We start from the raw sequence: 12,845 nt of genomic DNA on the forward strand, positions 1-12,845 counted from the left end.
CCAGCAGATGTACGCCGGGTTATCGGTCATCGAACCGGCCGCCACGCCCGCGCTTGAGCTCGCCACGCCGCTTCTTCGCGGCCAGCCTGCGCTCCTTCGCGCCCCGGCTCGGCCGGGAACGCTTCCGGCCTGGCGGCGGTGGGGCCGCGGCCTCCCGCAGCACGGCGGCCAGCCGCTCCCTCGCCGCCTCCCTGTTCGCCAACTGCGCCCGGTGCTCGCTCGCCGCGATGGTCAGCACCCCGCCGGACAGCCTGCCGGCGAGCCGGTCCAGCAGCCGGGTGCGCAGGTCCTCGGGAAGGGACGGCGACCCGGCCACGTCGAAGGACAGCTCGACCCGGGAGTCAGTGGTGTTCACACCCTGCCCGCCCGGCCCGGACGAGCGGGAGAAGCGCTCGGCGAGCTCCCCGCCCGGGATCACCAGCCGGGGACCGACCACCAGGTCCGCCATGGTCGCTGCCTACTCGGTGTCTTTTCGTGAACGCGCGACACGATCGACCACTCGTCGGAAGCAGGTAGCTCTCATTCGCGAACACGCACTCAGAACCGGGGGTGGTCCCCGCGCAGCACGGCCCGCTCCCCGTCCGGGTCCTCGGCGGGCCGGACGTCGCCGAGCACCCAGGCAGGCACATGCCGCGCGGTGAGCACGGCCAGCGAACGGTCGACGTCCTCCGGGGCCACCACGGCGACCATGCCGACGCCCATGTTGAAGGTGCGCTCCATCTCCGGCCGCTTCACCCTGCCCAGCTGGGCGATCAGCGCGAATACCGGCGCGGGGGTCCAGGTGCCCCGTTCCAGTTCGGCGACCAGGCCGCGGGGCATCACCCTGGCCAGGTTCGCCTCCAGCCCACCGCCGGTGACATGGGCGAAGGTACGTACCTCGGCCTCGGCGGCCAGTGCGAGACAGTCCCTGGCGTACACCCTGGTCGGCTCGAGCAGCTCCTCGCCGAGGGGGCGGCCGAACTCCTCCACGTGCCCGCCGAGCGGCATCCTGGCGACGTCCAGCAGCACGTGCCGGGCCAGCGAGTAGCCGTTGGAGTGCAGCCCGGTGGAGCCGAGCGCGATCACCACGTCCCCCGGGCGCACCCGATCAGGGCCGAGCATCCCTTCCGCCTCGACCACGCCGACCCCGGTGGCCGAGATGTCGTAGTCGTGCTCGCCCATCATCCCGGGGTGCTCGGCGGTCTCCCCGCCGAGCAACGCGCAGCCCGCCTGCACGCAGCCCTCGGCGATCCCGGACACCAGCGACTCGATCCTGCTCGGCACCACCTTGCCGACCGCGATGTAGTCCTGCAGGAACAACGGCTCGGCTCCGGTCACCACCAGGTCGTCGACCACCATCGCGACCAGGTCGATGCCGATCGTGTCGTGCTTGTCCAGGGCCTGCGCGACCGCGATCTTGGTGCCGACGCCATCGGTCGAGGAGGCGAGTACCGGCTCTTTCCAGCGATCCAGCTTGAGGGAGAACAGTCCGGCGAACCCACCGACACCCCCCATCACCTCGGGGCGACTCGCACGCTTGGCATGCGGCTTCAGCAGCTCGACGGCCTCGTCCCCGGCGTCGATATCGACCCCGGCGGCGGCATAGGTGGCGCTCGTGGACTCGCTCACGAAGCGGACTCCATCCTGAGTTTTCTTGTGGCGGTCAGGGACGCCGGACAGCGTCCTCGGCACCGTACCCGGCCGGGGCGACCGGCAGGAGGTGCCCGTTCTGGCCTTCGGAACCACCGAGGCCTTCCAGCACATGCTTGCCGATCAGCGCGTCCTCCGGCAACGGAATGGGGTACTCGCCATCGAAGCAGGCCGCGCACAGCCTGGACCGTGGCTGCTCCGAAGCGGCGACCAGGCCGTCAAGCGACACGTAGCCCAGCGAGTCCGCGCCGATCGAACGGCGGACACCGTCCACATCCGCCCCGTTGGCCACCAGCTCGGCGCGGGAGGCGAAGTCGATGCCGTAGAAACAGGGCCAGCGCACCGGTGGCGAGGCGATCCGCACATGCACCTCGAGCGCACCGGACTCGCGCAGCATGCGCACCAACGCACGCTGGGTGTTGCCGCGCACGATGGAGTCGTCCACGACCACCAGCCGCTTGCCGCGGATGACGTCCCGCAGCGGGTTCAGCTTCAACCGGATGCCGAGCTGGCGAATGGTCTGCGAGGGCTGGATGAAGGTGCGGCCGACGTAGCCGTTCTTCACCAGGCCGGAGCCGTACGGGATGCCGGATGCCTGGGCGTAGCCGATGGCCGCGGGGGTGCCGGACTCCGGGACCGGGATCACCAGGTCGGCTTCCACCGGGTTCTCCTCGGCCAGCCGCTTGCCGATGTCCACCCTGGTGGCGTGCACGCTGCGCCCGGCGATGGTGGTGTCCGGCCGGGCGAGGTAGACGTACTCGAAGACACAACCCTTCGGCTCGGGGTTGGCGAACCGGGAGGAGCGCAGCCCCTCCGCGTCGATCGCGATCAGCTCGCCGGGTTCCACCTCCCGGACGAAGGAAGCGCCGACGATGTCCAGGGCCGCGGTCTCGCTGGCCACCACCCAGCCGCGCTCCAGCCTGCCGAGCACCAGCGGCCGCACCCCGTGCGGATCGCGGGCCGCGTACAGCGTGGTCTCGTCGGCGAAGGTGAGGCAGAACGCGCCGCGGATCGTCGGCAGCAGCTCCTGCGCGGCCGCCTCGAAGCCCTTGTCCACGGCCGCCGCGGCGAGCAGCCCGCAGATCAGGTCGGAGTCGGTGGTCGCGCCGTTCCTGCCGAGTACGCCGAGCTCCCGCGCGCGGGTGTGCAGCTCCGCGGTGTTCACCAGGTTCCCGTTGTGGCCGAGGGAAAGGCCGGTGCCGGCCGCGGTGGTGCGGAAGTTCGGCTGCGCGTTCTCCCAGGTACCGCCCCCGGTGGTGGAGTAGCGGCAGTGCCCCACCGCGACATACCCCTGCAACGAGGACAGCACCTGCTCGTCGAAGACCTGGCTGACCAGGCCCAGATCCTTGAACACCACGATCTGACTGCCGTCGGAGACCGAGATCCCCGCGGCCTCCTGCCCACGGTGCTGCAACGCGTACAACCCGTAGTAGGTCAGTTTCGCGACTTCTTCACCGGGCGCCCAGACCCCGAAGACCCCGCATTCCTCACGCGGTTCGGGTTCGGGCTGATCGGCAACCACACCAGCTTGCTCGAGTTCCACCGAGAAGCTCCCTGATGACGAGAACGGGCCATGTCCAGTGTAAGCGCTGGACATGGCCCGTCTCGGTGAGATGTGGCTCAGCCCCCCTCAAGCTGAAGCCACCAGCCACTTCGTCCGGCCGGCCTGGCCGGCAACCCAGCAGCCCTTGGTGGCCGCCGCGGTCGCCGAAGTGGCCCACTGCGGTCTTGGTGCGGCGTGGTCCTCGTCCGCCAGCGCGAGCAGCTCGCCCACCACGTCCCCGACCGCGCCGGAGGAACGCCAGAGCACGGTCACCGGTTCGAGAACGTTCTCCTCGTCCCCCGGCACCCTGGCCGCGGTCACCTCGTCCTCCGCGTCCAGCCGAACCACGTCGACGACGGTGTGGTGCGCGCGGACCCCCACCACCGCGACGATCTCCCCATCGGCATCGCGGGGATGCACGAACCGGTACCCGCTGTTGATCAACCTGCGCAATGCGGCCTCGGTGTCGGCCGGAGCCGACACCGAGGACACCGTGCTAGAGGACGTCATCGAACTCGCCGTCTTTCGCGCCCGCGAGGAACGCGGCAATCTCCTCTCGGGTGTAGACGAGCGCGGGACCACTCGGGAAGCGCGAGTTACGCACCGCGATCTCGCCGCTCTTCAGGGTGGCAACCTCGACGCAGTTGCCGACGGCACCGCTGTACTTGCTCTTTCGCCAGGTCACATCGGACAGAAGGTCTGCCGAAACACCGTTGCGGATCTGCTCCATGATCCCCACCTTCCCGACTTGGTCCCACTTCGAGGATGCATCTGCATGTGCATTCGGTTGTGCACCGAACGTAGCACGTGCCAGTGCTCGTGTGAATGCACGTGCAGAGACGATCCGACCAACTTCACTTGTGTAGGTGAAGTACGAAAACTTCAGTCGGGCTTAAGATTGCGTGTTTACGCAGGTATCAGCACCGGCGACCGAGCAGGGCCGATCAGAGTTCGGCCCTGCGCTTGCGCAGCATCTGCCGGGACTCCTCGGGGGTCTCGGCATCCACCGCGAGCCGGTCCAGCGCTCGGCTGTACACCTCGATCTCCTCCGGCTTCTCCAGGTACAGGGCGCCGCAAAGGTGCTCGATGTAGGCGATGTTCGGCAGCTCGGGCTCGGCGAACCGCAGCAGCGAGAAGGAGGTCTCCGCGGCGCGGCCGCTGTACCTGAACGGCACGACCTGTACCGAGATGTTCGGCAGGCTGGTGAGCTCCAGCAGGGTGTCGATCTGCGCGCGGAGTATCTCCTCGCCGCCGATCGGACGGTGCAACACGGACTCGTCGATGATCGCCCACAGCCGCGGCGCGTTCGGCCGCACCAGCAGCTTCTGCCGCCGCATCCGGATGGCGACCCGGCGCTCGACATCGTCGTTCACCAGTTCCGGCTTGCCGTGGCTGGAGACCGAGCGGGCGTAGTCCTCGGTCTGCATGAGGCCGGGCACGAACTGCTGCTCGTAGGTCTGAATCCGGGAGGCCGCCTCCTCCAACCCGACGTAGTTGTCCAGCCACCTCGGCATCAGGTCGTTGTAGCTCTGCCACCAGCCGGGCTCGTTCGACATCCGGACGAGCTTCAGGTACTCCTCGCGCAGTTCCTCGTCGGTGACCCCGTACATGGTCAGCAGGTCGGTGACGTCCCGCTCCTTGAAGCCGACCCGACCCAGCTCCATCCGGCTGATCTTCGACTCCGAGGCACGGATCTCGTACCCGGCCTGTGCCCGGCTCAGCCCCGCCGTCTCCCGGCTCTTGCGCAGCTGGGATCCCAGGATCATGCGGCACGCGGTGGGCCCGGTGTTCTGATCGATGTCACCGGCGACCATCGTCCGGCCCTCTCCTTCTCGGCAGTGTCCTCGCTGTCCATCGCTGTTCTCGCTGTCCATCGCTGTCGGCCCTCTTCATGGCGACCTACCTGCGAAACGATACTGCACGAGGCACGGTAACGTTCCGACCAACTACGCACCGTCCATGTGCGCCACTCTTGTGGACGACCTGCGTTTACCCAGCGGGCTCAAACACTTACCCTTGGTGCGATCCAGCAATTGTTCGTTACGTCACAGTGAGGCCTTCAATGCCTGCCACTCCTCCCGTCACCGAGTACTCCGATCCGCGGCCGCCGGTCGGCGTGGACCCGAACAGGGCCAGCATCGCCCGGGTCTACGACGCGTTCCTGAACGGCAAGGACAACTACGAGATCGACCGGGAAGTACTCAGGGGGGTGCAGAAGGCCGCACCGGAAGCGCAGGATCTCGCCACCGAGAACCGTGCGTTCCTGATCAGGGCCTGCCGCTTCCTCGCCCAGCAGACCGGGGTCAACCAGTTCCTGGACTGCGGCTCCGGGCTGCCCACGGCGGAGAACGTGCACCAGGTGGTGCAGCGGATCAACCCGGAGGCGCGGATCATCTACACCGACAACGACCCGGTGGTCCTGGCGCACGGCAGGGCCCTGCTGGAGGAGAACGAGCTCACCCACTTCTCGCCCGCGGACATCTTCGACCCGCGCGCCGTGCTGGAGGACGAGGTGGTGCGCGAGCACATCAACTTCGACGAGCCGCTGGTGCTGCTGCAGCTCGGCACCATGCACCACTACACCGGTGACGCGGACCCCGCGGAGATCATGCGCGAGTACATCGACGCGCTGCCCTCCGGCTCGTACCTCGCGCTGAGTCACTTCCTCGACCCGGAGAACGAGCACAGCCAACTCGCCCGCAAGATGGAGAACATCCTCCTGCACAGCCCGATGGGCAGCGGCACCTTCCGGACGAAGTCCGAGATCGAGGGCCTGTTCGGCGGCCTCCAGATGATCGAGCCAGGGGTGACGCTGTGCGCCGACTGGTGGCCGGACGGCCCGCAGCTGAAGCCGCTGAACCAGGTGCAGTACTGCATCGCGGGCGGGATCGGCTACAAACCCTGAGTGCCTGTTCCTGAACAGGCACTGAGTCTCACGTCGTCTCACGTCCGAACGATCGGCAACCAGTGGGCGAGGTCGGCCCGGGTTCCCGAGGCGGTGACCCGGCCGGCTTCGACCGCGTCCGTCCACGCCAACCTGCCGGTGGCGAGTTCGAGCCAGGTCCGCGGATCGGTCTCGACCACGTTGGCCGGGGTGCCCCTGGTGTGCCGCGGTCCCGGCACACACTGCACGGCCGCGAACGGTGGCACCCGCACCTCGACACTGCGCCCCGGTGCGTCGGCGGCGAGCGTGCGCAGGCTCAGCCGGACGGCCTCGGCCAGTTCGGCCCTGGCGGGTTCCGGGCCGTCTCCGGTCAACCAAGCCGAGATCCGTGCCACGGCGGCGCGTAACCGAGCGGGGTCGACCGAGCGCGAAGAGGGCATGGGGAAACACTAGGATGAACCCGAGACGAGACGCAGGCGACACAACAGACCGAGGGACCGAGATGGCGCAGCGGGACGAGGCCGAGGGGCCCGAGGGAACGAGCACCCGCGAAGGGACCGGCAGAGCCACCGACCGGACGGAACCGACCTCCCTGCCCGCGGCCAAGCGAAAGCCGGAGATCACCAGGGAGATGCGGGCCAACGCGCGCGCGAACCCGAACAGTTGGCTGTACGTCATCGACGAGGCGTTCGACCCGAACGGCCGCGTCCCGTCCTGGGCCGTCGTCGGTGCCTACCCGGTCAACGCGGCCGGCGACATCGTGGAGGACTTCCACCCCAACGACCGGTACCGGCCGTCCCCGAAGGCGCTCGGGTTCCCGGAACCACGCAACGACCTGGAACGGCTGCTGCAACTGGTGCGCACCAAGCACCGCCCCGCCGAGGACCTGCCGCGGGTCATCCTGGGCTCCACGTTGTTCGTGTACGCGATGTCACCGGTACAGCGCACGGTGATCGGCTTCCACGACCAGGACGGCCGGGTGCTGGTGCCCGCCTACACCGCCAAGTCATTGGTGCCCGAGGAGTGGCCGCATGCCCGAGCCGTGCTCGGCAGGGACATGGTCGACCTGCTCGCCGGGCACCCCGTGGTGATCAACCCGCATGACGTGGTGACCGCCGTGGTACCGGCCGAGCATCTGATGAAGGCGCTCGCCGAAGAGGACTGATCCCCGCCGACCTTCGGCCCCACCCTGCCGGGTGACACCCGGCTCGCGGAACTCCTCCGTTGGCGGCATCGTGACGCGCGGAGGGACCTGGCGGGCCTGTTCCGGACCGCCGGCATCGCGAGCTGGACGGGAGTCACTGTGCACCGGCGAGACATCATATGTTTGGCCGCCGCGGTCGCGGCCACCCTGACCTGCGCGGCTCCCGCCGCGGCCGCCGAGTACCCGGACTACGACGGAGCCCTACAGCGGCATGCCGGCTCGCAGATCGCGCTGCATGAGGGGGTACACGGGGCGCCACCGGCCGCGGCACGGTACGCCCCCGCAGGCCGGACCCTCGGGCACGACGTCAGCGGCTGGCAGGGCGAGGTCGACTGGCCGAGCGCGACCGGCAAGGGTGCCCGGTTCGTCTACGTGAAGGCGACCGAGGGCACCGGCTTCGTCAGCCCCCGGTTCGCGCAGCAGTACGACGGCTCCTACCACACCGGCATGATCCGCGGCGCCTACCATTTCGCGCGACCGGACATCTCCGGCGGCGCCGAGCAGGCCGACTACTTCGTCGACCACGGCGGCGGCTGGTCGGCGGACGGCCGGACGCTGCCGGGCGCGCTGGATGTGGAGTACAACCCCTACGGCGACACCTGCTACGACCTGGACCCGGCCGGGATGGTCGAGTGGATCGGGGACTTCTCCACCAGGTACGCCGAGCGCACCGGCCGCGAGCCGACCATCTACACCAGCACGAGCTGGTGGCGTACCTGCACCGGGAACAGCCCCGCGTTCGGCGGGTCCCACCCGCTCTGGCTGGCGCGCTACGCACCCGAGATCGGGCCACTGCCCGCCGGGTGGCCGACCCAGACGATCTGGCAGTTCGCCGACACCGGCCCGCTGCCGGGGGACCAGAACTACTTCAACGGTGCCGAGGACCGGCTGGCCGCCCTCGCGCGCGGCTAGCGACGACCGTAAATCACTCACTCGTGGGCATTAGTTCACGAAATTTCGTGACAAAGGACACATGCGTGAGTGACAATCAATGCTCGGGCGACTACCTGCCGTGAGCCGCCCGTCGCGAGGGCAAGCTAGACACACCGAAGGGACTTCTCCCGATGTCCACACGAAGAATCCGGCGGAGGGCCTTCAGCGCCGTCACCGCCGCGTCCGCCTGCGTGCTCCTGCTCGGCACCCTGGCCCCCACCGCATCGGCCGGGGAAACCGGAGGCCTCTCGATCGACGAGTACGTCCGCATGTACGACCACCCACTCGGTTCCCAGATCGCCAAGGTGGAAGGTGACCAGTCCACCCCGGCCACCAGACAGGAGGCGTTGCGCGTTCGGGATATCGGTCCGGACGGCCGGCGCGTGCTGGCCAGCGTTCCCGGTATCGACGTGAGCGGATGGCAGAAGAACGTGGACTGGCAGTACTGGTGGAACCAGGGCAAGCGGTTCGCGTACGTGAAGGCGACCGAGGGCACCGGCTACAAGAGCCCGTACTTCGCCCAGCAGTACAACGGTTCCTACAACATCGGCATGATCCGTGGTGCCTACCACTTCGCGTTGCCGGACCGCTCGAGCGGCGCGGCTCAGGCGAACTACTTCGTGGACAACGGCGGCGGCTGGTCTGGCGACGGCAAGACCCTCCCCGGCGCGCTGGACATGGAGTACAACCCCTACGGCTCGACCTGCTACGGCAAGAGCAAGGCCGGGATGGCGGCGTGGATCAGGGACTTCCACGACACCTATGCCAACCGGACCGGCCGCTGGCCGGTGATCTACACCTCGAAGAGCTGGTGGGATCAGTGCGTGGCCACCGGGCACGGGTTCGGCCAGACGGTGCCGCTCTGGGTGGCGCGGTACAGCTCCACGGTCGGGGCGCTGCCGAACGGCTGGGGCTTCTACACCTTCTGGCAGTACACCTCCAGCCCGATCGACCAGAACACCTTCAACGGCTCCTACGACCGGCTGAAGGTGCTGGCGACCGGATAGCCTCACCGTCCGAAGTCGACTGATCACGGCTCTCGCCCGGCATGTCTCCGGGCGAGAGCCCCTTCACAGGAACCGAACAACGGCAGGCAGAATGCCCAGCACGGGCGGTAAGCCGGAGGAACCAGAGCCTCGGCGCCCGCGTCGCACCACCGAGCGCACCAGCGCGGGCGCTGCAAGACTGGAAAGGCTTCGGCATGACATACCCACCTCAGCCTGGGCAGCCCTACGGCCAGCAACCAGACCCGTACGGCCAAGGCGGGTACCCACAGTCCGGCGGTTTTCCGCAGCAGGGCCAGTACGGCCAGCCCGACCCTTATGGACAGTACGGGCAGCAGCAGCCCTACGGCGGCTACGACCAGACCGCCATGTACGGCCAGTACCCCGGCTACCCGCAGCAGGGCCAGTACGGGCAGCCCGGTGGGTACGGGCAGCCCGGTGGGTACGGTCAGCCGCCGAAGAAGCCGAAGACCGCGCTGTGGATCAGCCTCACGGTGGTGGCGGTGCTGCTCATCGCGTTCGGGGTGACCGGATTCCTCGCGCCCGGCTTCCTGCTGTCCGATGACGAGAAGAGCGCGGACAGCACAACGGCGCAGGGCACCGCGGAGCAGATCGTGGCGGCGCTCAACGCCAAGGACGCGAACAGCCTGAACACGCTCAAGTGCGGGGACGCCGACGAGGACGTGACCCAGGCGATCCAGAACGTGAACAGGGTGGAGGGCGCCAGGCTCACCGGGGCGGTGCAGGAGAACGGCAAGACCGCCACCGCGCCGCTGGAGGTCACGCTGCAGGGCCAGCCCACCCCGCTCACCGGCGAGCTCGGTAAGGCCGGGGACAAGTGGTGCTGGAAGAACTGGAGCATGAAGCTGCCGGACATCCCCGGCGGGCCCGGCAACAGCGTTCCCAACGAACCGACCGGGCTGCCCAGCAGGCCGGACGAGCCGACCACCGAGTCGTCCGAGACGGACTCGCCCGGCAGCGGCACCGGGGACAGCGACGGCGGCAAGGTGATCAAGGAGTTCGTCGGCGAGCTGAACTCCGGAAACAAGTCCGCCGCCATGGGGATGCTGTGCGAGGAGGCCAAGAAGCAGGAGGAGAGCGACGTGGAGACCGCCACCTCCGGCCAGTCGCAGCTCGAGATCACCGAGGTCAGCGACGGGAAGTACTACGTGTCCGCCAAGCTCAAGGGCACGGTGGACGGGGAGTCGACCGACGGCCTGGTCGGCGCGGACAACTTCGACGAGGAGGGTTTCTGCATCAGCCTCGTCGGCGTCTACGTCGGCTGACCGCCTGCCTGGTGGGAGCGCCGCGCGGGCGGCACTCCCACCAGGCCGTCACTCGAACAGGGCAGGCAGCGTGCCTTCCCAGGCCGCACGCAGCTCGGCAAGGTCGAAGGTCGCCACGTCCTGGATCTCCAGCGCCCGCGACTCCGGGTCCACCACGCCGGTCTTGCGCCAGGGCAGGCCGCGGGCGGTGCACAGCTCGGTGAACCGCAGTTCCTCCGAGCGCGGCACCGCGACCAGCACCCGGCCGGCGGACTCGGCGAACAGTTGCACGAAGGGGTCGGCGTCGGGGTCCAGCACCACCCTGGCGCCGACCTGCCCGATCAGCACCGTCTCCACCAGGGTCTGGGCGAGCCCGCCGTCGGAGAGGTCGTGCGCGGCCGAGATCATCCCGTCCCGGGAGCCCGCGGACAGCACCTCCGCGAGTAGCCGCTCGCGGGCAAGGTCCACGGCGGGCGGCAACCCGCCGAGATGCCCGTGCACGATCCGCGCCCAGGCCGAACCGCCGAACTCGTCCCTGGTGTCGCCGAGCAGCAGCAGCGTCTCGCCGGCCTCGGCGCCGATCCCGGTCGGGATCCGCCTGCGCACATCGTCCAGCACGCCGAGCACCCCGACCACCGGCGTCGGCAGGATCGCGGTGTCCTGAGTCTGGTTGAAGAAGCTGACGTTCCCGCCGGTCACCGGAATCCCCAGCTCGGCGCAGCCGTCGGCGAGGCCGTGCACGGCCCGCTCGAACTGCCACATCACGCCGGGGTCGGTCGGAGCCCCGAAGTTCAGGCAGTTGGTGACCGCGATCGGGGTGGCCCCGCTGGTGGCCACGTTCCGATACGCCTCGGCCAGTGCGAGCTGGGTGCCGGCGTAGGGGTCCAGGTACACGAACCGGCTGTTGCAGTCGGTGGACACGGCCACCCCGCGACCGGTGCGTTCGTCGATCCGGATCACCCCGGCGTCGGCAGGCTGGGCGAGCACCGTGTTGCCGCGGACGTAGCGGTCGTACTGCTCGGTCACCCACTCCCGGGAGGCGAGGTCCGGCGAGGAGATCATCCGGAGCAGGGTGCTCCGGAGCTCATCCGGCTCGGCCGGCCGGGGCAGCGCGCCCGGGGTGTCGGCCTGCAGCGCGTCCTGCGCGGGCGGCCGCGAGTACGGGCGCTGGTACACCGGGCCCTGGTGCGCGACGGTGCGCGGCGGCACGTCCACCACGGTCTCGCCATGCCAGGTGATCACCAGGTGCTCGCCGTCGGTGACCTCACCGATCTCGGTCGCGGTCACGTCCCACTTGGCGCACACCTGCATGAAGGCATCCACGTCGGAAGGGCTGACCACCGCGCACATCCGTTCCTGCGACTCGCTGGACAGGATCTCCGCGGGGGTCATCCCCCTGGCCCGCAACGGAACCCGGTCCAGCTCGATGTGCATGCCGCCGTCTCCGGCCGCGGCGAGCTCGGAGGTGGCGCAGGACAGTCCGGCCCCACCGAGGTCCTGGATGCCGACCACGAGGCGCTGGGCGAACAGCTCGAGGCAGCACTCGATCAGGACCTTCTCGGTGAACGGGTCGCCGACCTGCACGCTGGGCAGCTTCTTGCGGCCCGCGGAGTCACTGCCGGACTCGTCCCCGGCGAAGGTGTCGCTGGCCAGCACGGACACCCCGCCGATGCCGTCCAGCCCGGTGCGCGCCCCGAACAGGACGATCTTGTTGCCGGTGCCGGAGGCATGCGCGAGATGCAGGTCCTCGACCCGCATCGCACCCACGCAGAGCGCGTTCACCAGCGGGTTGCCCGCGTAACTGGGGTCGAAAACGACCTCGCCGCCGATGTTCGGCAGGCCGAGGCAGTTGCCGTACCCGGCGATCCCGCCGACCACCCCTGGCAGCACCCGCCGGGTGTCCGGCGCGTCGGCGGGCCCGAAGCGCAGCGGGTCGGCGACCGCGAGCGGGCGGGCGCCCATCGCGAGGATGTCCCGCACGATCCCACCGACCCCGGTGGCCGCGCCCTGGTAGGGCTCCACATAGGACGGATGGTTGTGGCTCTCCACCTTGAAGGTGACCGCCCAGCCGTCGCCGACGTCGACCACCCCCGCGTTCTCGCCGATCCCGGCGAGCATCTTCTCCCGCATCTCCGCCGTGGTGGTCTCGCCGAAGTACCGCAGGTGTGTCTTGGAGGACTTGTACGAGCAGTGCTCGCTCCACATCACCGAGTACATGGCCAGCTCGGCGTCGGTGGGCCTGCGGCCGAGGATCTCCCGGATCCGGGCGTACTCGTCCTCGGCGAGGCCGAGTACGAGGTAGGGCTGCGCGGTGTCCGGGGTGCCCGCCGCGTGGCCGGTGGTGTCGATGACCTGGGTTTCCGTGTCGGGATGCGCCACGGGT

13 protein-coding genes are annotated in these 12,845 nt (G+C 69.2%); 5 read left to right on the plus strand and 8 right to left on the minus strand.

Annotation, left to right across the window (positions count from 1 at the left end):
• Nucleotides 1-19: 19 nt before the first annotated feature.
• From arfB to FB471_RS16470, 6 genes are all read right to left on the minus strand, one after another.
• Nucleotides 20-448, minus strand: coding sequence for an alternative ribosome rescue aminoacyl-tRNA hydrolase ArfB (gene arfB / locus FB471_RS16445; RefSeq protein ID WP_141999331.1), 429 nt, complete (start codon nucleotides 446-448; stop codon nucleotides 20-22).
• Nucleotides 449-537: 89 nt separating this feature from the next.
• Nucleotides 538-1,608 carry a phosphoribosylformylglycinamidine cyclo-ligase gene (gene purM, locus FB471_RS16450; RefSeq protein WP_141999332.1) on the minus strand — a complete coding sequence of 357 codons (1,071 nt, stop codon included), beginning with the start codon at nucleotides 1,606-1,608 and terminating at the stop codon, nucleotides 538-540.
• Between the two features lie 34 nt (nucleotides 1,609-1,642).
• On the minus strand, nucleotides 1,643-3,172 hold the full coding sequence (purF, locus tag FB471_RS16455) for an amidophosphoribosyltransferase (RefSeq protein WP_170220829.1): 1,530 nt from the start codon (nucleotides 3,170-3,172) through the stop codon (nucleotides 1,643-1,645).
• Between the two features lie 87 nt (nucleotides 3,173-3,259).
• Nucleotides 3,260-3,682: a hypothetical protein gene (locus tag FB471_RS16460; protein ID WP_141999333.1), complete on the minus strand. Its 423-nt coding sequence runs from the start codon at nucleotides 3,680-3,682 to the stop codon at nucleotides 3,260-3,262.
• Complete coding sequence (locus FB471_RS16465) at nucleotides 3,669-3,902, minus strand: DUF397 domain-containing protein (RefSeq protein ID WP_425457069.1); 234 nt, start codon at nucleotides 3,900-3,902, stop codon at nucleotides 3,669-3,671. Before FB471_RS16465 ends, FB471_RS16460 begins: the two co-directional genes overlap by 14 nt.
• 214 nt (nucleotides 3,903-4,116) lie before the next feature.
• Entirely contained in the window at nucleotides 4,117-4,938 is an 822-nt protein-coding gene (locus FB471_RS16470; protein ID WP_425457070.1) for a helix-turn-helix domain-containing protein, read from the minus strand.
• A gap of 296 nt (nucleotides 4,939-5,234) precedes the next feature.
• Here FB471_RS16470 and FB471_RS16475 point away from each other — a divergent pair, with 296 nt between their 5' ends.
• A complete protein-coding gene (locus FB471_RS16475; RefSeq protein WP_141999335.1) occupies nucleotides 5,235-6,077 on the plus strand; it encodes an SAM-dependent methyltransferase in 843 nt (280 codons plus the stop codon).
• A 38-nt stretch (nucleotides 6,078-6,115) separates the two neighbouring features.
• Here FB471_RS16475 and FB471_RS16480 read toward each other — a convergent pair whose 3' ends face one another.
• Nucleotides 6,116-6,496, minus strand: a complete 381-nt coding sequence (locus FB471_RS16480; RefSeq protein WP_141999336.1) for a sterol carrier family protein — start codon at nucleotides 6,494-6,496, stop codon at nucleotides 6,116-6,118.
• 62 nt (nucleotides 6,497-6,558) lie between these two features.
• Here FB471_RS16480 and FB471_RS16485 point away from each other — a divergent pair, with 62 nt between their 5' ends.
• The 4 genes from FB471_RS16485 to FB471_RS16500 all read left to right on the plus strand — a co-directional run bounded on the left by FB471_RS16485 (nucleotide 6,559) and on the right by FB471_RS16500 (nucleotide 10,483).
• Nucleotides 6,559-7,221 carry a type VII secretion system-associated protein gene (locus FB471_RS16485; RefSeq protein WP_141999337.1) on the plus strand — a complete coding sequence of 221 codons (663 nt, stop codon included), beginning with the start codon at nucleotides 6,559-6,561 and terminating at the stop codon, nucleotides 7,219-7,221.
• 162 nt (nucleotides 7,222-7,383) lie between these two features.
• The gene (locus FB471_RS16490; RefSeq protein WP_246076437.1) at nucleotides 7,384-8,172 is read left to right on the plus strand and encodes a lysozyme; all 789 of its coding nucleotides are present in this window, start codon (nucleotides 7,384-7,386) and stop codon (nucleotides 8,170-8,172) included.
• Between the two features lie 152 nt (nucleotides 8,173-8,324).
• Nucleotides 8,325-9,200 carry a lysozyme gene (locus tag FB471_RS16495; protein WP_141999338.1) on the plus strand — a complete coding sequence of 292 codons (876 nt, stop codon included), beginning with the start codon at nucleotides 8,325-8,327 and terminating at the stop codon, nucleotides 9,198-9,200.
• Nucleotides 9,201-9,394: 194 nt separating this feature from the next.
• Nucleotides 9,395-10,483, plus strand: coding sequence for a hypothetical protein (locus FB471_RS16500; RefSeq protein ID WP_141999339.1), 1,089 nt, complete (start codon nucleotides 9,395-9,397; stop codon nucleotides 10,481-10,483).
• A gap of 48 nt (nucleotides 10,484-10,531) precedes the next feature.
• On the opposite strand, the gene purL is transcribed toward FB471_RS16500, so the two are convergent.
• A complete protein-coding gene (gene purL, locus FB471_RS16505; RefSeq protein ID WP_141999340.1) occupies nucleotides 10,532-12,841 on the minus strand; it encodes a phosphoribosylformylglycinamidine synthase subunit PurL in 2,310 nt (769 codons plus the stop codon).
• Between the last annotated feature and the right edge of the window lie 4 nt (nucleotides 12,842-12,845).

This window comes from Amycolatopsis cihanbeyliensis, from assembly GCF_006715045.1.
Classification (GTDB): Bacteria; Actinomycetota; Actinomycetes; order Mycobacteriales; family Pseudonocardiaceae; genus Amycolatopsis; species Amycolatopsis cihanbeyliensis.

Bases quoted from the DNA above. Each gene is read 5' to 3' on its own strand.
- FB471_RS16480 (WP_141999336.1), bottom strand. From the start codon at position 6,496: ATGCCCTCTTCGCGCTCGGTCGACCCCGCTCGGTTACGCGCCGCCGTG.
- FB471_RS16475 (WP_141999335.1), top strand. From the start codon at position 5,235: ATGCCTGCCACTCCTCCCGTCACCGAGTACTCCGATCCGCGGCCGCCG.
- FB471_RS16500 (WP_141999339.1), top strand. From the start codon at position 9,395: ATGACATACCCACCTCAGCCTGGGCAGCCCTACGGCCAGCAACCAGAC.
- FB471_RS16465 (WP_425457069.1), bottom strand. From the start codon at position 3,902: ATGGAGCAGATCCGCAACGGTGTTTCGGCAGACCTTCTGTCCGATGTG.
- FB471_RS16470 (WP_425457070.1), bottom strand. From the start codon at position 4,938: ATGATCCTGGGATCCCAGCTGCGCAAGAGCCGGGAGACGGCGGGGCTG.
- arfB (WP_141999331.1), bottom strand. From the start codon at position 448: ATGGCGGACCTGGTGGTCGGTCCCCGGCTGGTGATCCCGGGCGGGGAG.
- FB471_RS16485 (WP_141999337.1), top strand. From the start codon at position 6,559: ATGGCGCAGCGGGACGAGGCCGAGGGGCCCGAGGGAACGAGCACCCGC.
- FB471_RS16495 (WP_141999338.1), top strand. From the start codon at position 8,325: ATGTCCACACGAAGAATCCGGCGGAGGGCCTTCAGCGCCGTCACCGCC.
- FB471_RS16460 (WP_141999333.1), bottom strand. From the start codon at position 3,682: ATGACGTCCTCTAGCACGGTGTCCTCGGTGTCGGCTCCGGCCGACACC.